The sequence below is a fragment of the Sphingobacterium daejeonense genome, from assembly GCF_901472535.1.
GTDB lineage: Bacteria > Bacteroidota > Bacteroidia > Sphingobacteriales > Sphingobacteriaceae > Sphingobacterium > Sphingobacterium daejeonense.
On the sequence record NZ_LR590470.1, the window covers coordinates 108157 to 128238 of the forward strand.

The 20082-nt window shown below is 37.8% G+C and carries 27 protein-coding genes; 16 read left to right on the forward strand and 11 right to left on the reverse strand.

Features of this window, described 5'->3' with window-relative positions; translation table 11 throughout:
- The first annotated feature begins 106 nt into the window (after window positions 1–106).
- Complete coding sequence (locus tag FGL31_RS00535) at window positions 107–928, forward strand: SMP-30/gluconolactonase/LRE family protein (RefSeq protein WP_138089384.1); 822 nt, start codon at window positions 107–109, stop codon at window positions 926–928.
- 139 nt (window positions 929–1067) lie between these two features.
- Here FGL31_RS00535 and FGL31_RS27255 read toward each other — a convergent pair whose 3' ends face one another.
- Window positions 1068–1199: a TlpA family protein disulfide reductase gene (locus FGL31_RS27255; protein WP_262709006.1), complete on the reverse strand. Its 132-nt coding sequence runs from the start codon at window positions 1197–1199 to the stop codon at window positions 1068–1070.
- A gap of 24 nt (window positions 1200–1223) precedes the next feature.
- A complete protein-coding gene (locus FGL31_RS00540) occupies window positions 1224–1706 on the reverse strand; it encodes a TlpA disulfide reductase family protein (protein ID WP_232046131.1) in 483 nt (160 codons plus the stop codon).
- A gap of 264 nt (window positions 1707–1970) precedes the next feature.
- Between FGL31_RS00540 and nagB the strand changes: the two genes are divergently transcribed.
- From nagB to FGL31_RS00575, 7 genes are all read left to right on the forward strand, one after another.
- Window positions 1971–3893 carry a glucosamine-6-phosphate deaminase gene (gene nagB / locus FGL31_RS00545; RefSeq protein ID WP_138089385.1) on the forward strand — a complete coding sequence of 641 codons (1923 nt, stop codon included), beginning with the start codon at window positions 1971–1973 and terminating at the stop codon, window positions 3891–3893.
- Between the two features lie 161 nt (window positions 3894–4054).
- Entirely contained in the window at window positions 4055–4303 is a 249-nt protein-coding gene (locus FGL31_RS00550) for a hypothetical protein (RefSeq protein WP_138089386.1), read from the forward strand.
- A complete protein-coding gene (locus FGL31_RS00555; RefSeq protein WP_138089387.1) occupies window positions 4273–4854 on the forward strand; it encodes a TonB-dependent receptor plug domain-containing protein in 582 nt (193 codons plus the stop codon). Before FGL31_RS00550 ends, FGL31_RS00555 begins: the two co-directional genes overlap by 31 nt.
- A gap of 50 nt (window positions 4855–4904) precedes the next feature.
- Entirely contained in the window at window positions 4905–5249 is a 345-nt protein-coding gene (locus FGL31_RS00560; protein WP_138089388.1) for a hypothetical protein, read from the forward strand.
- A 44-nt stretch (window positions 5250–5293) separates the two neighbouring features.
- Window positions 5294–5755 (forward strand): TonB-dependent receptor domain-containing protein, encoded by a 462-nt coding sequence (locus FGL31_RS00565; RefSeq protein ID WP_138089389.1) that lies wholly within the window; start codon window positions 5294–5296, stop codon window positions 5753–5755.
- Window positions 5727–5993 carry a TonB-dependent receptor domain-containing protein gene (locus FGL31_RS00570; protein WP_171017494.1) on the forward strand — a complete coding sequence of 89 codons (267 nt, stop codon included), beginning with the start codon at window positions 5727–5729 and terminating at the stop codon, window positions 5991–5993. Before FGL31_RS00565 ends, FGL31_RS00570 begins: the two co-directional genes overlap by 29 nt.
- A complete protein-coding gene (locus tag FGL31_RS00575) occupies window positions 5974–6255 on the forward strand; it encodes a TonB-dependent receptor (protein WP_138089391.1) in 282 nt (93 codons plus the stop codon). The genes FGL31_RS00570 and FGL31_RS00575 overlap by 20 nt, the downstream gene beginning before the upstream one ends.
- A gap of 329 nt (window positions 6256–6584) precedes the next feature.
- Here FGL31_RS00575 and FGL31_RS22460 read toward each other — a convergent pair whose 3' ends face one another.
- On the reverse strand, window positions 6585–6740 hold the full coding sequence (locus tag FGL31_RS22460; RefSeq protein WP_171017495.1) for a helix-turn-helix transcriptional regulator: 156 nt from the start codon (window positions 6738–6740) through the stop codon (window positions 6585–6587).
- A gap of 5 nt (window positions 6741–6745) precedes the next feature.
- Window positions 6746–7507, reverse strand: coding sequence for a helix-turn-helix transcriptional regulator (locus FGL31_RS00580; RefSeq protein WP_138089392.1), 762 nt, complete (start codon window positions 7505–7507; stop codon window positions 6746–6748).
- Window positions 7508–7596: 89 nt separating this feature from the next.
- On the opposite strand from FGL31_RS00580, the gene FGL31_RS22895 reads away from it, so the two are divergent.
- The 6 genes from FGL31_RS22895 (at window position 7597) to FGL31_RS00595 (ending at window position 12939) form a co-directional block, all read left to right on the forward strand.
- Window positions 7597–8136: a carboxypeptidase-like regulatory domain-containing protein gene (locus FGL31_RS22895; protein WP_197734038.1), complete on the forward strand. Its 540-nt coding sequence runs from the start codon at window positions 7597–7599 to the stop codon at window positions 8134–8136.
- Complete coding sequence (locus FGL31_RS22900) at window positions 8099–8356, forward strand: TonB-dependent receptor plug domain-containing protein (RefSeq protein WP_197734039.1); 258 nt, start codon at window positions 8099–8101, stop codon at window positions 8354–8356. Before FGL31_RS22895 ends, FGL31_RS22900 begins: the two co-directional genes overlap by 38 nt.
- A 5-nt stretch (window positions 8357–8361) precedes the next feature.
- Window positions 8362–8826 (forward strand): hypothetical protein, encoded by a 465-nt coding sequence (locus FGL31_RS22905; protein ID WP_197734040.1) that lies wholly within the window; start codon window positions 8362–8364, stop codon window positions 8824–8826.
- Window positions 8781–10019, forward strand: a complete 1239-nt coding sequence (locus FGL31_RS22910) for a TonB-dependent receptor (protein WP_197734041.1) — start codon at window positions 8781–8783, stop codon at window positions 10017–10019. The genes FGL31_RS22905 and FGL31_RS22910 overlap by 46 nt, the downstream gene beginning before the upstream one ends.
- A 24-nt stretch (window positions 10020–10043) precedes the next feature.
- On the forward strand, window positions 10044–11396 hold the full coding sequence (locus tag FGL31_RS00590; RefSeq protein ID WP_138089393.1) for a hypothetical protein: 1353 nt from the start codon (window positions 10044–10046) through the stop codon (window positions 11394–11396).
- A gap of 85 nt (window positions 11397–11481) precedes the next feature.
- Window positions 11482–12939, forward strand: a complete 1458-nt coding sequence (locus tag FGL31_RS00595) for a PepSY-associated TM helix domain-containing protein (protein WP_138089394.1) — start codon at window positions 11482–11484, stop codon at window positions 12937–12939.
- A 149-nt stretch (window positions 12940–13088) separates the two neighbouring features.
- Here FGL31_RS00595 and FGL31_RS00600 read toward each other — a convergent pair whose 3' ends face one another.
- A complete protein-coding gene (locus FGL31_RS00600; protein WP_099369341.1) occupies window positions 13089–13439 on the reverse strand; it encodes a phage holin family protein in 351 nt (116 codons plus the stop codon).
- Window positions 13440–13589: 150 nt separating this feature from the next.
- Here FGL31_RS00600 and FGL31_RS00605 point away from each other — a divergent pair, with 150 nt between their 5' ends.
- Window positions 13590–14003, forward strand: a complete 414-nt coding sequence (locus FGL31_RS00605; RefSeq protein ID WP_138089395.1) for a DUF2147 domain-containing protein — start codon at window positions 13590–13592, stop codon at window positions 14001–14003.
- Between the two features lie 138 nt (window positions 14004–14141).
- Window positions 14142–15332 carry a glycine C-acetyltransferase gene (gene kbl, locus FGL31_RS00610; RefSeq protein ID WP_138089396.1) on the forward strand — a complete coding sequence of 397 codons (1191 nt, stop codon included), beginning with the start codon at window positions 14142–14144 and terminating at the stop codon, window positions 15330–15332.
- 211 nt (window positions 15333–15543) lie between these two features.
- Here the strand turns inward: kbl and FGL31_RS00615 are convergent, their stop codons facing one another.
- From FGL31_RS00615 to FGL31_RS00630, 6 genes are all read right to left on the reverse strand, one after another.
- Window positions 15544–16467 (reverse strand): hypothetical protein, encoded by a 924-nt coding sequence (locus tag FGL31_RS00615; protein ID WP_138089397.1) that lies wholly within the window; start codon window positions 16465–16467, stop codon window positions 15544–15546.
- Window positions 16468–16793: 326 nt separating this feature from the next.
- On the reverse strand, window positions 16794–17675 hold the full coding sequence (locus FGL31_RS27260; RefSeq protein WP_197734042.1) for a glycoside hydrolase family 32 protein: 882 nt from the start codon (window positions 17673–17675) through the stop codon (window positions 16794–16796).
- Window positions 17672–17923 carry a glycoside hydrolase family protein gene (locus FGL31_RS29515; protein WP_394366110.1) on the reverse strand — a complete coding sequence of 84 codons (252 nt, stop codon included), beginning with the start codon at window positions 17921–17923 and terminating at the stop codon, window positions 17672–17674. Before FGL31_RS29515 ends, FGL31_RS27260 begins: the two co-directional genes overlap by 4 nt.
- Before the next feature lie 35 nt (window positions 17924–17958).
- On the reverse strand, window positions 17959–18297 hold the full coding sequence (locus tag FGL31_RS27265) for a hypothetical protein (protein ID WP_197734043.1): 339 nt from the start codon (window positions 18295–18297) through the stop codon (window positions 17959–17961).
- A 140-nt stretch (window positions 18298–18437) separates the two neighbouring features.
- Window positions 18438–18998, reverse strand: a complete 561-nt coding sequence (locus FGL31_RS00625; RefSeq protein ID WP_138089398.1) for a glycoside hydrolase domain-containing protein — start codon at window positions 18996–18998, stop codon at window positions 18438–18440.
- Window positions 18971–19933: a family 43 glycosylhydrolase gene (locus FGL31_RS00630; RefSeq protein WP_171017496.1), complete on the reverse strand. Its 963-nt coding sequence runs from the start codon at window positions 19931–19933 to the stop codon at window positions 18971–18973. Before FGL31_RS00630 ends, FGL31_RS00625 begins: the two co-directional genes overlap by 28 nt.
- Window positions 19934–20082 lie beyond the last annotated feature (149 nt).

Consider the following 20082-nt stretch of genomic DNA (forward strand, 5'->3'; position numbering starts at 1 on the left):
TTAGAATCGATTGAGTCTGAAAATAAGTAATTCTGAATTAAAAGCTAACAAAACCTTTAAAAAATGTTATATTTATAGTTAGAGTCTCATTAACAACCATATTAATATGAAAACAACAATAATATTCGCACTTCTTTTGTTCTGTACTCAAATAGGGTTTGGCCAAAAGAAATTGACCCAGCTTTGGGAATCTAAGGAACAACTGCCAACCCCGGAATCAGTCCTTTACGATCCAGGGAAATCTGTACTTTATGTTTCATTGATCGATGGCGATGGTTCTGCAAAGGATGGCAAAGGTGGTGTAGCCATATTAAACCCTGATGGTAGTCTTAAAGATGCAACATGGGTACAAGGATTGAACGCTCCTAAAGGTCTGGCTATGTACAAAGATTTATTGTACGTTGCTGATATCGACGAAGTCGTAGTCATTGATATGATCACTGGAAATGTAATCAATCAAATCAAAGTGCCAGAGGCTCAGTTCTTGAACGATGTAACTGTAGACAACAATGGTAAAGTATATGTTTCCGATACAAGAAGAGGAGAGATCTATTTAATTCATAATAATAAACCAAGTTTGTTTATGAAAAATGTAATCGATGTAAATGGTCTAAGAGTCGTTGATGGAACATTATATGCAATGGCAGGGCCAGAATTGTGGAAAATCGATGCAAATAAAAACCATACCGTAGTTGCAAAAGGACTTACTCTTGGTGGCGATGGCTTAGAGCCAGTTGGAGATGGAAGTTTCTTGGTGACTTGTTGGGGAGGACTAATTTATCATATTGGTGCAGATGGAAAAGTAAATGAGCTGCTGGATGTGAGAGGCAATATGAAAACCGCAGATTTAGGTTTCAATCAGAAAGAACAAATCCTATACGTTCCAACATTTTTGAACAACAGTGTTGTAGCTTACAAATTGGATTAAAAACATAAACAGGTTGAATAATATCTTTATTCAACCTGCTTTTTTATCTTTTCTATAGTAGGAATTATCAACCAAACGGTATCTAACTACTAAATACTTTCTACATTATACTATTTTAAGATTTCTCTTAACTTATTGTTCAAGTCTTCCACCGTGTAAGTTTTCTGGCAACAACTTTTCCTTCTGGGTCTACCAAGATGTTTTGTGGAATAGCTTTTACGCCATATGCTTGACCTGCGGAGTTGTTTCCAGCCCTGAAGGTCGGATACATGTTTCCAGGTTAGATTATCGTCTTTTACTGCCTTTGCCCAAGCGTCAAATTCGCGATCGAAAGAACCCCCAAGATTTCAAAGTTTTTATCTTTGAATTCCGCATAAGTTTTCACCAATTTCGGATTCTCTTCACGACATGGAGGACACCAAGAAGCCCAAAAGTCAATCAATACATACTTGCCTTTTAAATCAGAGAGTGTGTAAGGTTCACCGTTTAAGTCCAATTGTGTGATGCTAGGTGATTTTTTACCTGGCATGGTATTTTTAAGTGCGTCCAAATATCTTTCAAATAACTTTCCGTCATTTGTTTTTCTAACTTTTTTGTCCAATTGCTTGAATAGGCCAGCCAATTCTTGATAGTCTGGATAGTAACCACCTACCTTTTGAATGAGGCGGATGGAGTTGACATCTTTTGGATTTGCTTTTACCTGTGCTATTAATTCTTCCTTTGTTTGGGAAAACAATAAGCTGGGAATAAGGGCTATTAATAATAATAATTTCTTCATTTTATGTTTTTCTGTAGGCCAAATTTATGGAATAACTACCAAACTACTAGATTTTTTTTTGTAAAAATCTCATTGCTGTATTTATTCTTTAATGATTCTCTTAGTAAATAATAACACTGATTGGGTGTAATTATTGGTTAAACAATTTTCAAAAGTGCGATTATTTGCTTTTAGAGCGACAAAAACAAAAAGATTTGCATTTTTTGTGGGCTGAGGCTTATAAATTACTAAATTTGAGGCTCACTAAGGTATTTTTCAATTTAAATGGCAAGATTAAATTTATTAGAGGAAACCCGCTTTGAGAAAGTTCCGGTAACGGTTTATCCCTCTCAAGACGAAGCTTCTGTAAAAGTTGCTGAGCGCATCGCTACTATCATTAAAGATAAGCAAGCAAAAGGGGAAAAGGCAGTTCTTGGATTAGCCACAGGAGCTACGCCGGTCAAAGTCTACAAAGAACTTGTTAGAATGCACAAAGAAGATGGTTTAAGTTTCAACAATGTTGTCACTTTCAACCTGGATGAGTATTATCCGATGCTTCCAACTGCAGAGCAGAGTTATGTAGCATTTATGAACAAGCATTTGTTCAGCCATGTTGATATTCCACAAGAAAACATCAACATTCCTGATGGTACGCTAGCACCAGAAGATGTTCAAGCTTTTTGTGAAGCTTATGAACAAAAGATCTCCAACTTAGGAGGTTTAGATATCCAACTATTGGGTATCGGTCGTACAGGACACATCGGTTTCAACGAACCAGGTTCTGCGCCAAACTCAGGTACTCGCTTGGTAACCTTAGATGACCTTACTAGAAGAGATGCTTCTCGCGAATTCGGTGGTAAGGAAAATGTACCAACAAAAGCGATTACAATGGGGGTCGGTACAATCTTTAAAGCCAAAGAGATTGTATTGATGGCATGGAACGAAAAGAAAGCTGAAATCGTGAAAAAAGCAGTTGAAGGAGAAATTTCATCTGAAATCCCTGCAACTTACCTTCAGATGTCTGACCATGTTGAATTTGTATTGGATGAAGATGCTGCGTCAGCATTGACACGTTTTAACCTTCCTTGGTTGGCTCATGATGTCATCTGGACCGATAAATTGGTTAAAAAAGCTGTCGTTTGGTTGTCACGGCATTTGGATAAAGCAATATTGAAACTTACAGATGATGACTACAATAACAACGGTATGGCTCAACTCATTACCGAGCAAGGTACCGCTTATAGCATCAACATCAGGATTTTCAATGAATTGCAACGTACGATCACAGGTTGGCCGGGAGGAAAACCAGGTGTAGACGATTCCAATCGACCTGAAAGAGCCGAACCTGCTCACAAAAATGTAATCCTATTCTCTCCACACCCTGATGACGACGTAATATCAATGGGTGGTACATTTATCCGTTTGGCGGATCAAGGTCACAATGTACATGTTGCTTACCAAACTTCAGGTAACACAGCAGTATGGGATGATGATGTATTGCGTTATTTAGAATTTGTTCAGGATTTCGCTGTAGCTATTGAAGATGATAATGGGGTAACCCGTAATATCTATGATGAAGCGCGTGAATTCTTCAAGGTAAAAACTCCTAACCAAGTAGATCCTGAGATTATCAGAACTATTAAAGGGTTAATCCGTAAAGGTGAAGCTATCGCTGGAGCTCGTTTTGTTGGTCTTCCGGATGAAAATATCCACTTTATGGACCTTCCATTCTATGACCGCGGTAAATTCTCCAAAGAAATCAACTTCGAAGATGATATTCAGCAAACAATGGAACTACTGCGTAAAGTTAAACCTCAACAGGTATTTGCAGCAGGAGATTTTGCAGATCCACATGGAACACACAAAGTTTGTTTCGATATTATCCTTGAAGCATTGCTTCGCTTAAGAGAAACTGATGAATGGACTAAAGATTGTTGGTTATGGTTGTACAGAGGAGCATGGCATGAATATCCTATCCACGATATCGAAATGGCTGTTCCACTATCACCACAAGAAGTGAAACGCAAGCGTTTGGCAATCTTCAAACATCAATCACAAAAAGACCTTCCTGTATTCCCTGGAGATGATCCAAGAGAATTCTGGGTTCGTGCTGAAGATCGTACTAGCGAAACTGCTGGCTTATACCACCAACTTGGTTTGGCGAACTATGAAGCAATCGAAGCTTTCGTACGTTGGAAATTTGATTAATAGTATCAGATATATACTTCTAAATGCCCCTTCTGTTAGGAGGGGCATTTTTTACGTCAAAAATTTCGGATTTTGAAGCTTTTTGTCGGATTCTTTATTTTTTAAATGTCTCTTCAACATTACTTTTGTTGCACTATTTAGAATTAGTACAAATAAAAGCAATGAAAATATCACATCTACTATTTTTCATTGGTGCAACTTTCTTTTATACAGCAGTTAATGCACAAACAACTATAAAAGGTAAATTAAGTACCAATAACAACGAGTCAATCTCTGGATTGAATATCAAAGTTAAAGATAAGGTTACCATGTCCGATACAGCAGGTAACTTTGATTATACATTCCATTCACTGGGAATTTCCAAGTTGAAATTACAGGTATGGGCTTTCATAAGGAGACCATTTTTGTAAATCCAAAAGATGAAGAAACATTCCTGGGAACCATAGTGATAAAACATTCCAACAACAATATCCAACAAGTCGATGTTACGGGTTACAATTCTTTGAATGAAAAGGTTCTGAACATTGGCAAGGCTGGCATCTTGGATCGTGATTTACCACAGGCTGTTCAGATTGTCAATGCTCAAGTTATCGAGGATCAACAGATCAATAGATTGAGCGACGCCTTGAAAAATGCCAATGGTGTTGCAATGGGGGCCAATAGAGGTGGTGTAAATGAGAATTTCTATGCTCGTGGATACAGTTTAGGTTCCAACAATATTTTCAAAAATGGAGCAAGGACAAACAATGGTGGATCAATCGAAGCAAGTACATTAGAATCGGTGGAGATATTAAAAGGTAGTGCTGCTATCTTATATGGCGGGGTTACAGGTGGTGCCGTTGTAAACTTGGTTACCAAAAAACCTAAGTTTGAATATGGTGGCGAGGTATCTATGCGTGTTGGAAGTTTTAATCAGTACAAACCAATTGTGATGTATATGGGCCGCTGTCGAAAAAGTTAGCTTTTCGTGTCGTAGGAACAGGCGAATACGCTGAAAGTTATAGAGATTATGTGGAGAGCAAACGCTTTTATATCAATCCATCATTATTATATCAGATCACTGAGAAATCTAGCTTGAATTTTATGTTCGATTACCTTAAATCAGACTTTACACCAGACTTTGGAATTGGATCGGTAGATGGTAAAATTAATGAAGAGGTAGGAAGAAATACATTTATAAATACGCCTTGGGCTTTTAATAAGACGAATTCTTCAAATGGGCAGATCAATTTTGAACATAAATTCTCTAACAATTGGGATTTACAAGCTATTGCGAGTTATCAAAAGTATGATCGTGATTATTATGGTTCGGAAGGATTCAAGCAAAGGCAGATGGTTTTGCACCGAGAGCTCTAAACAGAACCGAAACAAATGAATTAACATTCAATCAACAACTGAATTTGAAAGGAACAGTAATGACTGGAACCATAAAACATCAAATCTTAATTGGTGCCGATGCTGATCAATCAATTACCGAAAATTATGCTTTTAATATTTATGGGAAAGGGTTAGATCAAAAGCCTAATACTGCGTATGATACCATCAATGTGTTTGATCCTTATAATTCTATTTCTAGAACCGATATCCCTGGTGTAGATTTAAAAACTAGGACCACAACTGATATTTACAGATACGGTACCTTTGTTCAGGATTTAGTTTCATTGACAAAAGAATTCAAGGTGTTAGCAGGTATCCGTTATACGTATCAAAAGACCAAAAATGCCGAGGTATATGATTATGCAACAGGGGAAACAACAACAACTCCGAATAAAGGAAAAGATGATGTGGATATGGGAAATAAGATAGATAAAAGCATGGTCACCAAAAGTAGCTTTGATCTATCAACCCATCCCTACAACTAGTCTTTATGTAAGTTATGCAAATAATTTCACCTCAAATTCTGGGTATGACATCAATTATCAACCCATGGGACCATCATTGATAGATCAATATGAAGCTGGTGTAAAGAATGATTTCTTTAATGGTCGTGTGACAGCAAATCTGACCTGGTATAAAATAGTGAACAATAGGTTTGCACAGACCATTATCGAAGCAGACGGATCAGTAAAAAGATGCCAATATGAAGGAATTTACTGGTAAAACAGCTTCAGATGGTATCGAACTTGATGTATCAGGAAAGATTACCGAAGGGTTGAATATTTTAGCCGGATACAGCTACAATTTTATGAGATACCTGGAAACCAATGATAATGGAAATGTGGAAGATGTTCGTTTGGTTGGAACAACTGTCCACACAGCAAATGGAACAATTTTCTATACCTTACAAAATGGATCACTGAAAGGTCTGAAATTAGGATTTTCAACATTCTATACCGGAAAAAAGAAATGCAGGATGGAATAATACCAAAGTAAATGAAGAGAAGGTGTAAATAGATTGATCCCAGTTGATCCTTTCACAACATTTGATTTTTTCTGCAGGATACACTTATAAAAATTGGAGCATTCTAGGAAAGATCGCAAATATCGGAATGCATTCAATACTATGTAACATGAAAACTACAGTGTAAATCCAATTCCTCCTAGAAACTTTACAGGTACCTTGAGCTATAGATTCTAAGATTTGTTTCATAAATAGTAATAATTGCAAAAAGCTGCTTCAAATTTGAAGCAGCTTTTTTTATTAAAATAGATGGAGTATTGCTTTAGAATAAATGAATGGAGTTCAATATCTCAGGGATAGCCTGAACTCCCTCGTGTACCACCAGAAAAGTATAGCGCAATGAGTTGGGAATAATACCAAAAATACTTCTTGAATGCCGTAGTAAAATGAGTTGAATGCTTATAGCCTGTCATCCTTGCCACATCAGAAACACGATATTTGCCCATAAGAATCAGTTTTTTTGGCATGCTCCATTTTCATTTCCGTAATATAAGCTCATGATGGTCTTGCCGTAGTATTGCTTAAAGTGTTTTTTAAGATACTGTTCATTCGTGCCTACTGCTTTTGCAAGTTCGGTGATAGTGTGATTTTGCGAAAGATCCTCGTCAATTAACTTTTTTGGCCATTTGGATCTTTTTTCATAATGATTTTTATTGGAAATAATCTCTTTATTATCGTTCTCAACATACAAGCTCTCTACTTGATGAATGATAACCTCCAGCAATAATGATTGAATCTTAAGCTGATTTAAATATGAATCAGCTTCATATAAATCAAAAACCTGATTTAACGATAAAGAAATTCTTCCATCAGATTTGGTCAATAGGCCATGCAGAAAGCGCTGCTGATCCTCAACGTATTTATTATGGAAAGCTAAGAGTTTATCACTTGGAATAAGCATCAACAGGATTCTATTGTCTAGACAGATGCTTTTCAAATCAAAATGATCTCCCTTATTCATGTGAATCAGCATGTTCTCCCCTGACTGTAAGAGGTAAGAATTCTGCTGAATCTGTAGTCCGCAATTGGCAGAATCCTCTAGGACCAATAAATTTAAATAGCCTTCAATAGGTGAAATAAAGCTAAACCGTTGCCTTCCTTTAAGCACAGTGAAATACATCAATGTGCCCAATTCGAGCATATTGGCAGATAATTCATTGTTCTTTTTAGTTAAAATTTCCGATTGCGTAGCTTTTTTTTCCGATTGCGTCATTTTGCTATTTAGAATAATTCTACATTTGCAGCAGTATTTATTTAGACTTGTTCTAAAGAAAATCAAAATTAGTACATTAATCTGGAATAATGAAACATTTTTGCCTTACCAACTTATTTTTATTGATCACTACCTTGCTGTTTGCACAGCAGTCTACGATCACTGGAAAGGTTCATTTATTAGATGGAACACCTGTTTCAAAAGCAACAATCCGTATAGAAGGAACAAAGATCGTATCAGTTTCTGACGATCAAGGTCTTTATAAATTAGAACAAGTGCCATATGGTAAACAAACCATCTTGGTAACATCTGTCGAAATCAAATCCAAAAAGCTTCCGTTAGAAGTCAATAAGCCAACTTACGATCTTCATATTCATATCGATCCTAGAGGAGATATCAGCTTAGATGAAGTAAGGGTACAGGGCAATTCCGTAAAAAGACAAATTGAAACAAAGGGTTTTGCTGTAAATGTAATTGAAACTAAAGAAGCTTCTACAAGGAATATTCAAACCAATGAATTGCTGGATCGAACTGTAGGAGTAAGAGTTCGCCAGAGTGGAGGCCTTGGTTCTGAAGTGCAATATAATCTGAATGGAATGGACGGGTCGCTCAGTAGGAATATTTATTGATGGCATTGAAATTTCAACCTATGGATCTTCCTTCAACCTTAATAATATTCCTCCAGCCATGATTGAACGCATAGAGGTGTATAAAGGCGTATTGCCTGCACATTTAACAGGCGACCTATTAGGAGGAGCAATTAATATCGTACTCAAAAAAGGTACTTCAACAAATAACTTGTCTGCATCAATTTCTTACGGTCTTTTAATACTTCACAGGCGGATGTAAGTGGATTGTATAGAAATCCAAAATCTGGGTTTACAACCCGAGTTTCTGGAAGTTTTTTGAATACCGACAATGATTATGAAATATGGGGTAAGTTTTCTAAGTATATCGAGCCTAATGGTGTCGTTCAGCGTAATTATAGAACCAAAAGATTTTTTGATGGATATAGAGAATTGTCAGGAAGATTTGAAGCTGGATTCACTGATGTAAAATGGGCAGATGCTTTTTTCTTAGGTTATAATATCTCTGATTCATATAACGAAATACAACATGGACAAACGATGGGTACACCCTATATGGGAAGAACATCAGAAGCAAGTGCCAATGTATTAAGCTTAACATATAACAAAAAGGATCTATTAATTCCTGGCCTAGGATTGTCAACTAATGCAGTTCACAGTTTTAGAAATACAAATATCTTGATACTGTGCCTTGGGCATACAACTGGGATGGACAAATCCGTCTCGATTTAAATGGGAATCCTATACGGACACTTGATGGCGCTCAGCAAGGGAAACCTTCAATGACTGACATTGACCGTCAGGTAACTAATATCCGTACAAATTTAAGTTATGACATATTCTCAGGACATAGATTGTCCGTGAACCATGTTTTCTATTCCGTAGCCCGGAAGGATAAGAATTTGTTGATTAAGGACGGAAACACTGGTATTAATAGTTCAAACGACCTAGCAAAAAATGTAATTTCATTTAACTACGAGGCTCAAACCCTAAATAATAAACTTACTACAAATTTATTCTATAAAATTTACCAGCAGTCGATTGGTAGTAATATTTTCCGAAGTATTATTGAAAATGACCAAACTGTTATTGTCAAGGACGAAATGAAGGACAATAGAACGAATACGGGTTATGGACTTGCTGCTTCTTATAGGTTATTTGATCGTGTAATATTATTGGCTTCTGCTGAAAGAGCTGTCCGTATGCCTGTAGACATGGAAACTTTTGGAAGCCCAGAAGATAATGTGTTGGCAAATCCAGGGATATCTCCGGAAATCAGTAATAACTACAATGCTGGATTTAGATTAGGAACTTATCAGTTCGATAATCACAAGATTTCACTAGGGACAAATGTTTTCTGGAGAAATACTAAGGACCGGATTATGCCTAAAGCAAATGAATTGATCAACAATCAGGAGATTGAATTGACTCAGTATATTAACTTAGGGCTTTCTCAATCAGTAGGGTTCGAAGGAGAATTGACTTATGCTCATAAAGATAATCTCACGGTGATGTTCAATTTCTCGAAATTCAATTCACTATTCAAACAAGAATTTGATGAAAGCACAGGCCAAAAAATGACCTACTATAATAAACAGATCCCGAATGAACCATTCTACACCATGAATGGAAATGTTCATTACCGCTTGGATAATTTGATTCAAAAATCATCTCAATTGAACTTGTTTTACAACATTGGCTATGTTGCACCATTCAGTACTGTATGGCCAGATTCAGAATGGTTTGTTACTCCAGCTCAATATGCTCAAAATCTAGGTATGAGCTATGTTTTCCCTAGCAAGAAAATAATTCTGGCATTAGATGTCAAGAATGTTTTCAACGCGGAAATCTATGACAATTTTGGGGTTCAAAAACCTGGTCGTGGACTTTATCTAAAGCTGAATTACTCAATTAATAATATATAATAATTACTCTTAAATTTTTTTACAATGAAAATGAACATGCTAAAGTTTGCCCTAATAGGTGCAGTCGTTTCAACTATAAGTTTTTCAAGTTGTACCAAAGATAGTGGGCCAGTTACTGAAAATGAAGACAATGTTCGTTGGGTAACTGTTTCTGGAGCTTTAATGGATACAGAACCAGGTGATGGAAATGCAGGAACCATGGTTTTTGCCATGAAACTCGAAGACGTAAAAAACCCTGCATTCTCGGTTAATGTTTTTGACCAAGGACAGCACGTGAAATCATCAAGAACAGCTCGTCTGCAAGCATCTTCTGATGGTAAATACCTTTACAATATTCAATATACAGGTGATGATGGTGGTATGTTCCAAAAATATAGAGTGCGCGGTGGTAAGAATTTAGTTCCTGAAGGACCAGAAGTGCAAACTGCAATCTATGTTAGCACATCACCACGCTGGTTAAAAGCTGCTGAAGGAATTGGTGTAGCAGTTAGAGGAACAGGAAATGATGTAGTTTTTACAGGAGAGAAACCAAAGTTTGTGTATAAAGAAAGATCTTCGAAAATTGACGTTATTTCTTTGGATTTGAATAACCCTCAAATTACTAAAACCACTTCTTATGAATTGAAATTAACTCCAGAAGAAATTGAAAAAGGATACTACGTAAGCAGAATCGATGTTCCTGTAATCAACAAAGCTGGAAATAAGGTGTTTATTGGTGCTGCAGTAACCATGGATAACAAATCTTCATTCACCATAGGAACGGATGGCAAACCAACATGGTCAGAAGATAGAACGGGACAAAAAAGCTGGGCTAAAACATTGGTTTTAGATTACCCTTCATTAACTAACCCTAAAGTTCTTACATCAAACAAAACCAGAGGTAATACGAATGGATACAGAAGTACTATGCAATATGTAGGCACAGACGGACATGTGTATCAGGCAACATCTGGTGAAGCAGCAGGAGATGGTGGTTCAAAAATCTTAAGAATAAGCTCTGCTACGAACGATTACGACAATTCATTTGCTTTCAGTTTGGACCAAGCTTTAGGAGTTAAAGATTCTTACATCGAAACTTGGAAATATGTTGGAGATGGAATCGGGTTTGTAGTTTACAATATTGCAGGAAAAGGTGGGTATATCGCAAGAATTGACCTGAAAAACAATACCGCGAAAAAATATACAATTCCTAATGAAGATGAATTGAAATTCCGTCAGATCCAAAATATTTCTTTAGAAGGTGATGATGTGTTTATTGCAATTGCACCTGTAGGAAAAGATGGAAATATCTATGTATTCAACAGAAAAACGGGAGATATGGCTGTTGGAGCAAAACTTATTAATAAAACAGGTAACCAATATATCGGAGTTTATTAACAGAACTCTTCTAAAATATTCTTTCAGGTGAGCAAATTCTTGCTCACCTGATTTTTGATTTAAAAAAATTAGTATAAAGAGAGAGATGAGTAAAAGAGTAAAGAAAACGACAACATGGATGAAGGTGAGAAAGTTCTTCAACGACATCCATTTATGGGGAGGATTGATTTCAGGAATAGTGGTCTTTGTGGTCTGTATTACTGGTACTATATATACCTATAATACTGAAATTAGAGCCTGGGCACAACCGGAATTCAATAAAGTAAAGGTTGAGGGTCAAAAAAAGAATGCTGATGAGCTTTTAGCTGCGGTTCAGCCTGAAGTAAAGGGTAAAATCGTAGGCGTAAAAGTTCCTTATGCAGACAATGCGCCAACCATGTTCTTGTACAATAAAAAGGAAAAAGAAGGTGAAGGAAAAGGTTCAGCTGAAGGTAGGGGTCGTGAAGAAAGAAAAGGGTCAAACGAGTTAAAAAGTCCTGAACAAGGGAAAGAACGCGCAGGAGAAGGTAAATCCGAAGAGGGGAAAGAAGCTAAAACAGAGGCTATCCCAAATGTTAAGGCTGAAACTGAACCGGAAAAGAAAGTTGAAGGAACAAAACCAAATGCTGAACAAGGAAAACCTTCTGAGGTAAAAGGACCTCAAGGAGGCCAAAGAGGTGCTGGAGGCCCCGGTGGAGGCCGTGGTCCAAGAGCTAATCAATTGGCAGTAAATCCTTATTCTGGGCAGATTATTGGCGATCCTAGCGATGTAAAAACTAAAACTGCTGATTTTATGCAGAAAATGTTCAGCCTGCATAGATGGTTAATGTTGAATGAAATCGAAGAGCCAATCTTTGAAGGCATCGAAAATAGGAAATTAGGTTCTTGGATTACGGGTACTGCGACTTTATTGTTTCTTTTTGGGGTAATAACAGGAATTGTAATTTGGTTCCCAAATAAAATGAGATCATGGAAGAATGGATTGAACATCCGTTGGAGTGCAAACTGGAAACGGTTAAACCATGATCTGCACAATACATTAGGATTTTACAGCTGTATTATTTTATTCCTGATGGCAGTTACAGGACCATTCTGGTCTTTTGAATGGTACCGTGCAGGATGGCAAAAAACTTGGGGAACTTATAAATCTCCAGATGCTCCAAAAGAAGAAAAAGCACCTGTATTTTCCACATTACCGGCTAATGGTAAAAATCCGTTGAATATTGAAGAAACAATATTGGCGGTCAACAAAATCCTTCCATATGATGGCGATTACACCATCAATTTTGCTAAAGATAGTGTAGGAACCGTTACTGTTAGCAAAAACAGAGTGGGATTCTTCGCGCCATCAGCAGGAGATAAACTGACTTTGGATCAATATTCAGGGGAGGTTTTGGAAAAAGATATCTTCAGAGAGAAACCTTTTAATGAACGCGCTTCGGCATCCATAAAGGCACTTCATATTGGAGATATTTATGGACCATTTTACAAAACTACTCTATTTTATATCTTGTCTGATTGCTACTTCATTGCCTGTTACAGGCGTTATGATATGGATCAATAAGATGAAAAAAACAAAAAAATAGCTTTTAATTTCTCTTTATACGATTGGGTCTAATCTAATATAGGTTAGGCCCAATTTTTTTTTCAAAAACAAAAAGCCCAGCTACGATGCTCGGCTTTTAGTTTGTTTTTTCAATAAGGTTTTTCTGTTTATTTTTTGCTGTCGCTGCCCATTCTTCCAATAATCATTTCGATAATGGCAACTACAATCGCAAAGAATACTGCAGGCCAAAATCCAGCAACGTCAAATTTCGATCCCATAATTTTGTCAGACAACATAATCATCAAAACAGTGATGATAAATGATACAAGACCAAATGTTAACCAATTTAATGGGAAAGTAAATAATCGTAGAATTCCACCTACAACTGCATTCACGAAACCTATAACCAATCCTGTTAGGATGGCCCATCCGAATCCAGCAACTGTTACCCCTGGAATGACCCAAGACGCAAGTGCAACAACTAAACCTGTAACCAAGAGACTAATAATGAACCTCATAACTTAAATTATTTGTGTGTATTAAAAGGGTTCAAAATTAATGCCAATAAAGTGCAGAATGATGGTTATTTTAAGGCGTAACGAAAAAATTATTATGCTAACATAGAATAATTTATGTATATTGAACCAACAATTTTAAACACAAAGGTTATGAGACAAATAGTTGCAACATTCTGTGCCCTATTATTTTCCATTGCATTATTTGCGCAAGGCAATGATCCGATCTTAGGAAAATGGGAGAACCCAAGTGGGGAAGGACGCATAGAAATCTACAAAAAGAACAATAAGTATTTCGGAAAACTTTATTGGATAAAAGAATCCTCCAAGAAGGATGTTAAAAATCCAAACCCAGACTTAAGAAGCAGAAATATCCAAGGCACGGAGATTTTGACCAATTTCACCAAGAATGGTAAAACCTATGAAGGCGGCGAAATTTATGACCCAAAATCGGGAAAAACTTACAGCTGTAAGATGACCCTAAAAGGAGATGATAAATTAGATATACGAGGTTTTATAGGAATCAGCCTCATCGGGCGAAGTGAAACCTGGAAACGAATCAAATAGGAATAAATTAAGGGCTTTTTAAAGCCCTTTTTTTGTTTATAGGGCTCTTTATGAAACGTTCATGCATTTTGGACAAACGTTTTCGTGGTTTCGACATCCAAAAAAAGGTTATCTTTATTGCGGATAAATTGAATTACTATGTATAAAACTCTAAAACCAGCCCTTGAAAAGGAACTTGCAGAAATTAAAGACGCAGGTTTATACAAAGAAGAACGCATTATTGTTACTCCACAAGGAGCAGATATTAAAATCAGTACTGGCCAAGAAGTGATCAACTTCTGTGCAAATAACTATTTGGGGTTATCGTCACATCCAAAAGTTATCGAAGCTGCCAAAGCTGCTATCGATAGCCATGGCTATGGAATGTCTTCGGTACGTTTTATCTGCGGTACTCAAGATGTCCACAAAGAATTAGAAGCTAACATCTCCAAGTTCTTGGGAACTGAAGATACCATCCTTTATGCGGCAGCATTTGATGCCAATGGTGGTGTTTTCGAACCCTTATTAGGTGCTGAAGATGCAATCATCTCCGATGAATTGAACCATGCATCCATTATCGACGGGGTTCGTCTTTGTAAAGCTCAACGATTCCGTTATAAAAATGCTGACATGGAAGACCTTGAAGCACAATTAAAAGCTGCTGCAGGAGCTAGACATAAAATCATCGTAACTGACGGAGCGTTCTCAATGGATGGTTCAGTAGCTCCATTGGATAAAATCTGTGATTTAGCAGATAAATATGAAGCATTGGTGATGATCGATGAATCCCACTGTTCTGGATTTATTGGTAAGACAGGTCGTGGAACACATGAACTTTTCAATGTGATAGACCGTGTTGATATTATTACAGGTACATTGGGTAAAGCGTTAGGTGGTGCATCTGGCGGTTTTACTTCGGGTCGCAAAGAAATCATTGATATGCTTCGCCAACGTTCGCGTCCTTATTTGTTTTCAAACACCTTAGCCCCAGCAATTGCAGGTGCTTCTGTAGCTGTGTTGGATATGTTGAGCGAAACAACAGAATTGCGCGACAAATTAGAAGATAACACCAAATATTTCCGTGAAAAAATGACCGAAGCCGGTTTCGATATCAAACCTGGTTTCCACCCAATCGTGCCAGTAATGCTTTATGATGCTAAATTAGCTCAAGAGTTCGCAGCAAAAATGTTGGATGAAGGAATTTATGTAATCGGATTCTACTACCCTGTAGTACCTAAAGACAAAGCACGTATCCGTGTTCAGATCTCTGCAGGACACAGCAAAGAACATATTGATAAGGCTATCGCAGCATTTACCAAAGTAGGTAAAGAACTCGGAGTTATTAAATAAATAAGATACTCATCTTAGGATGAGGTAAAAAGTCCTTATAATCTAAATAATGGGCGAAATTGAGGAAATAGAGCGGAGATTTACCGATGTTCTAATCCGCAATTTCGCCCATTTTACATGAAAAGAATGTGTCATTCTTGAGCTTTAGCTCAAGAAGCTATTTTGGCGCATAAAGTTCTTTAATCAATGAACTATTTACGATTGGATAATATTAAAAAGTCTGAGTGATTACATTTGAATTGAAATTCTGATCAATTGTAACTGCAAAAGATTCATTTTTGTCCTTGTTTATATCCTCAAATAACTTTCCTGATAACCTTGTAATTGTATTAGGAATTAAACGAACATTTAAAATCTCTTTGCTTAAGATAACCTTTCCTGTACTATCTAATACATTTATTTTAACAGGTGAGGTTCTTTCAAATTGTTCTGTGAACTTTTGGTCAATCGTTAAGATATTTGAGGAAATTATTTGATTGGATAATGTTCTCAGAGAACTAATGTCTATCACGTTGCTCACAAAATCTGTGTTATACGGATAGGTAATATTATCTTTTAAATCTTTTGATAGTGTGTAAAAACTTGAACTGGAATTTGTTGCAATTTCTATATAAGAAGCTTCTGTTGGGATTTTATCTAAAATGTTTAATTCAATTTTTGAAGTTATTCTCTTTAAAGCCAACTTAGAATATGTGGAATCTTTTGATACTTTAAAAGATTTGTTTAAAATAAAAACATCACTTATATCGTAATCTTTAATTTTAAATATTTCTTTTTCTATAAATCTTGTGAATACCGATTGATATTTTGTATACAATGAATGTGTATTACTATTGTCAAAACCTACTGCTCTCAATGTATAATCTCCATTTGGAAGTTTCAAGCTTAGTGAACTAGCTGAACCTTTTACAGGTCTCATTAATGTATCTATGGGTAGTAAGTCTTTGTCAAGCAAAACATACAGAATATTATTAATTGGACTTGCTGCAGTAGAACTCGAAGTTGCAGCTTTGCTGTCCATGGGTATATGGGATTCATTAAAACCACTAACTGTAAATTTCAGTTCATGCAATTTTGAATTGTCAATTGGATTTGGTTCATTGTTGTTTTTTGAACAGCTCATAACAAGAGACATCCCCCACAACGGTTAATAATGCTTGTATAATTTTATCAAAAAAAGATTAGTAAAAAGCAAAATTAAGCAAAACGGCTAAATCCGTTACTATACAGTAGTTTATAAATTGATGGTCTAACAATCAATGCAACATTGGCACAAATGGGTTGTTCGTTGTTGTGGAATATGTTTCGCTATGGAATGACCGAAAACAGAGGTTTTTTCCTAAATCTGAAAAATTTCCACACCCAACCCCTAAAAGTCGCCTGACCGCAAAAGTCTAAGGGGGGCTGTCTGCTATATTGCTCACAAGCAAATGTAGCAGACAGCCCCCCTTAGACTTTTACTTAACGCTTACCTACCGTTTGTGGTATTTTTTCTACCTTAAGGTTTTTGATTCCAACAGCTGTTTTTAGATGCAGACGTGTCAGTGTCTGATCGACAAAAAATAAGCTGGTTAAATTTGTCGTACCGTGATCTGCAAATAGTTCGATTGAACTGCGATCCACCAACACGGTGAACTCCAGGTTGTCCTCTTTAGAAGCCCTTGGCGCCACAGCTCGCTGTACATACCTTTCGCTGAATGCCACATGTCCGGCCTTACTCCTGTCGATATAGTATTCGTTCTTACCTTTATTATAACCAAATAGCAGTTTGTCTCCCTGCGCATTTGCTAAGGTAAACTCGAAATCAGCCCGCTGATCTGCGGAGAATGCCAACCTAAACTGACTTCCGACCTCTATGGAGTCCGTTTTTAAGGTTTCCGTGTCAAGGTTTATCGGCGATGTAACGCTTTGCAGTTCCTTTACCGGTTCAGAGGCCAGAATCCACTTGTCAGCGACCTTACTCAAAGAAAGTTCACGGGCAATCGTCATGGCACTTCTCCATTTTGAAGCAGGTACGACATTGGCATATTCCCAATTGCTCATCCAGCCCACCAAGATATGGCGTTCTCCTACATTAGAAAACGTGACGCCTGCATAATCGTCCGGTCCATAGTCCATCCAACGGGTATCCGTTTGGGTAGAGGTAAATGCCTTGCCATCAAAATCTCCAACAAAATATTGCGTTGCCGAACCGGTATTCGGACCTCCGGGATTGAGGCTGACGATAAGCACCCATTTGTCACCTTCGGAAGTAGAGAACTTCAACAGATCTGGACACTCCCATACACCACCGTGCGCGCCAACACCTTCTCCAAATTCGCCGGAGTGCGACCATTCTTTCAAATTAGGCGAAGTATAAAACTAATGGTTTGTTTGGTCGCCAATACCATCACCCATTGTGAACTGCCTTCATGCCAGAAAACTTTGGGGTCTCGAAAATCCCATATACCGGGATTAGGCAGTACCGGATTCCCTTCGTATTTCGTCCAGCTACGACCCTTATCGGTACTGTAGGCAATGCTCTGGTACTGGTGAAGCCCCGTTTTTTCGTGTTCAATAGCTTGGTTATGATGCGTAAAGATCGCTACCATGGCATTCTCTCCGAAACCCGCTGTATTGCTTTTGTCTACGACAGCGCTTCCGAAAAAATTGTTCCTAAAGAATCAGGATAGAGAGCGATTTTCTGCTCTTCCCAATGGATCAAATCTTTACTGATGGCATGTCCCCAATGCATGGGGCCCCAAACAGTAGAATCTGGGTTGTGCTGAAAAAACAGGTGGTATTCGCCATCCAAATAGACAAGACCGTTCGGGTCATTCATCCAGCCACTATCCGGTGAAAAGTGATACGCCGGGCGGTAGAGTTCCAAACTATCCTGGACCACCTCTGCATTATCATCGCTTTTCTGACCACCACAGGCCATCAAACTCATCGCAAATACAGCTACTGCAAATGTCTTTCTCATGTTTTTGTTCATTTTATAATTGATTTATCGTACAAAAGGGTTATTCATGCTATCTTTTAGTATTCAATTTATGGGATCCCTACATACACAACGCCTGTCATCAAGCTTTTGTTCGGGTTTTCCAAATTCATCCATCATTCCTAAGAAGCCTTCTCGACGGTTAGACCACTTACCTTAACTGTTCCTTTATCAGCAAAGATAGTCCAAGGATTTTGGTTCATTTTCGTGATACGATTCGTAAAAGCAACCTGATCATTTATGTAGACAATGCACAAGGATTTCTCCATCACAATCTTCACATCGAACACTTTGTTAGACGGTACAACAAGCGGCGTAAAATTAAGTTCTGCTTTGTTGGTAACAGATGTACCTGTGTTTTTCGCTTCTTGATGCATGAATACAGATGGCATGCCCCAACGACCGGAAGACGTCAAATCGAACGATACCGAATAGATCTCGGACAAATCTCCACAGACTCCGAATGAAAATCCGAATTGGTCGGATTGCGAAGCGTCGATCGTCATCGATATCTTGACAGGCGAAGTATTCCTGTTAAATAAGGCATAACTTCTGGATGATGATTGGGCGGTGACGATATACGACCCATTGTCACCTAATACAGTTCCTTCCGATGTTATTTTGGCAAGAGGTAGGCGAGAGCTGAATTTCGCATCTACCGCATCCGGGATAGCTGATATAATTTCCCGCTGGGCTGTTGGACCAGCTTATGCGTAATCAGTGATCCAGACCAATGGAGCTCGTTATTACTGTTTACGGTCTGGCCGGTAGATGCCCAACCGGAAAGGTATCGCGTATTGCCATCACTTGCAGTCTTGGCAGCATACATATAGAGCCCATCAAACGTTTCATGATGTCCGCTTGCGTCCCTGCATATCTTCCAAGGTCCATTTGGTGAATCGGCAATGCGATAAAACGTTTTGCGATGTTCGTCTCGGTTGATCCGGGAGAAAGTAAGGTACCACTTACTACCGATCTTAAAAATATCCGGACACTCCAGAATTTCAGCATCAGTTTCGATTTCGTAAACTCCTGGGTTGTTGGAACTCGTCGCCACCAAAGGTTCGATCTGCGACCAATTAGTCAAATCAGTTGATGTATAGCGGGCAATAACACCTTGATCATCTTTCCGCGTGGTAACAAGCATGACATAACTATTACGCGTATCGTCCCAATAGACGTGCGGATCGCGAAAATTATTTTGATCGTAGCCATTTGAGGCCTGAAATGTCGCAGTAGGCTGCTTCGTCCAGTTCAATAGATCAGCAGATGTCGCCAACATGACTTTTTCGGCAGGACTTAGATTTCCGTTGTGACCTGTATAGAAACAATAATATACATGGTCCTTTTTGATGAAACTTCCGGTACCGATCCATTCTTCTTGACTGCCCGGCGCACCGGCGGGAAGCACCTCCATAAATCCGTCAAACGTAGCATAATCATTCGTTCTAGTAAGATAGATGGGGTGTTTATTTGCATTTTCATAAAGATAAAAGAGATAGAATTTATTATCATCAGTATTATAATAAGGCATAGGATCCCCCACATACCCGTGTTGGGGTTTGTAAAAAGTCTGATAAAGGCCAGTCTCTTCAGGGCTTCTGCATGTCGTTGACATATCCACCGATGGATTGTCGTCATCGGGCACCACGGTATCTTTTTCGCTGCTGCATCCGGATATGATATGCAACAACATCACTAATGGGAATATATACATGGGCTGTTTCATTATGTATTTCATTCTACTTGTTTTTTAGAAAAGGAATA

What these genes read in the sequence shown, in the direction of transcription:
- nagB (WP_138089385.1), top strand. Translation starts at nt 1,971, where the DNA reads ATGGCAAGATTAAATTTATTAGAGGAAACCCGCTTTGAGAAAGTTCCG.
- FGL31_RS27255 (WP_262709006.1), bottom strand. Translation starts at nt 1,199, where the DNA reads ATGTATCCGACCTTCAGGGCTGGAAACAACTCCGCAGGTCAAGCATAT.
- FGL31_RS22895 (WP_197734038.1), top strand. Translation starts at nt 7,597, where the DNA reads ATGAAACATTTTTGCCTTACCAACTTATTTTTATTGATCACTACCTTG.
- kbl (WP_138089396.1), top strand. Translation starts at nt 14,142, where the DNA reads ATGTATAAAACTCTAAAACCAGCCCTTGAAAAGGAACTTGCAGAAATT.
- FGL31_RS29515 (WP_394366110.1), bottom strand. Translation starts at nt 17,923, where the DNA reads ATGGTAGCGATCTTTACGCATCATAACCAAGCTATTGAACACGAAAAA.
- FGL31_RS00615 (WP_138089397.1), bottom strand. Translation starts at nt 16,467, where the DNA reads ATGTCTCTTGTTATGAGCTGTTCAAAAAACAACAATGAACCAAATCCA.
- FGL31_RS22900 (WP_197734039.1), top strand. Translation starts at nt 8,099, where the DNA reads ATGGAATGGACGGGTCGCTCAGTAGGAATATTTATTGATGGCATTGAA.
- FGL31_RS00590 (WP_138089393.1), top strand. Translation starts at nt 10,044, where the DNA reads ATGAAAATGAACATGCTAAAGTTTGCCCTAATAGGTGCAGTCGTTTCA.
- FGL31_RS00605 (WP_138089395.1), top strand. Translation starts at nt 13,590, where the DNA reads ATGAGACAAATAGTTGCAACATTCTGTGCCCTATTATTTTCCATTGCA.
- FGL31_RS00550 (WP_138089386.1), top strand. Translation starts at nt 4,055, where the DNA reads ATGAAAATATCACATCTACTATTTTTCATTGGTGCAACTTTCTTTTAT.
- FGL31_RS00630 (WP_171017496.1), bottom strand. Translation starts at nt 19,933, where the DNA reads ATGTCAACGACATGCAGAAGCCCTGAAGAGACTGGCCTTTATCAGACT.
- FGL31_RS00555 (WP_138089387.1), top strand. Translation starts at nt 4,273, where the DNA reads ATGGGCTTTCATAAGGAGACCATTTTTGTAAATCCAAAAGATGAAGAA.
- FGL31_RS00535 (WP_138089384.1), top strand. Translation starts at nt 107, where the DNA reads ATGAAAACAACAATAATATTCGCACTTCTTTTGTTCTGTACTCAAATA.
- FGL31_RS22460 (WP_171017495.1), bottom strand. Translation starts at nt 6,740, where the DNA reads ATGGGCAAATATCGTGTTTCTGATGTGGCAAGGATGACAGGCTATAAG.
- FGL31_RS00540 (WP_232046131.1), bottom strand. Translation starts at nt 1,706, where the DNA reads ATGAAGAAATTATTATTATTAATAGCCCTTATTCCCAGCTTATTGTTT.
- FGL31_RS00595 (WP_138089394.1), top strand. Translation starts at nt 11,482, where the DNA reads ATGAGTAAAAGAGTAAAGAAAACGACAACATGGATGAAGGTGAGAAAG.
- FGL31_RS00575 (WP_138089391.1), top strand. Translation starts at nt 5,974, where the DNA reads ATGAAGGAATTTACTGGTAAAACAGCTTCAGATGGTATCGAACTTGAT.
- FGL31_RS27265 (WP_197734043.1), bottom strand. Translation starts at nt 18,297, where the DNA reads ATGAGAAAGACATTTGCAGTAGCTGTATTTGCGATGAGTTTGATGGCC.
- FGL31_RS00600 (WP_099369341.1), bottom strand. Translation starts at nt 13,439, where the DNA reads ATGAGGTTCATTATTAGTCTCTTGGTTACAGGTTTAGTTGTTGCACTT.
- FGL31_RS00580 (WP_138089392.1), bottom strand. Translation starts at nt 7,507, where the DNA reads ATGACGCAATCGGAAAAAAAAGCTACGCAATCGGAAATTTTAACTAAA.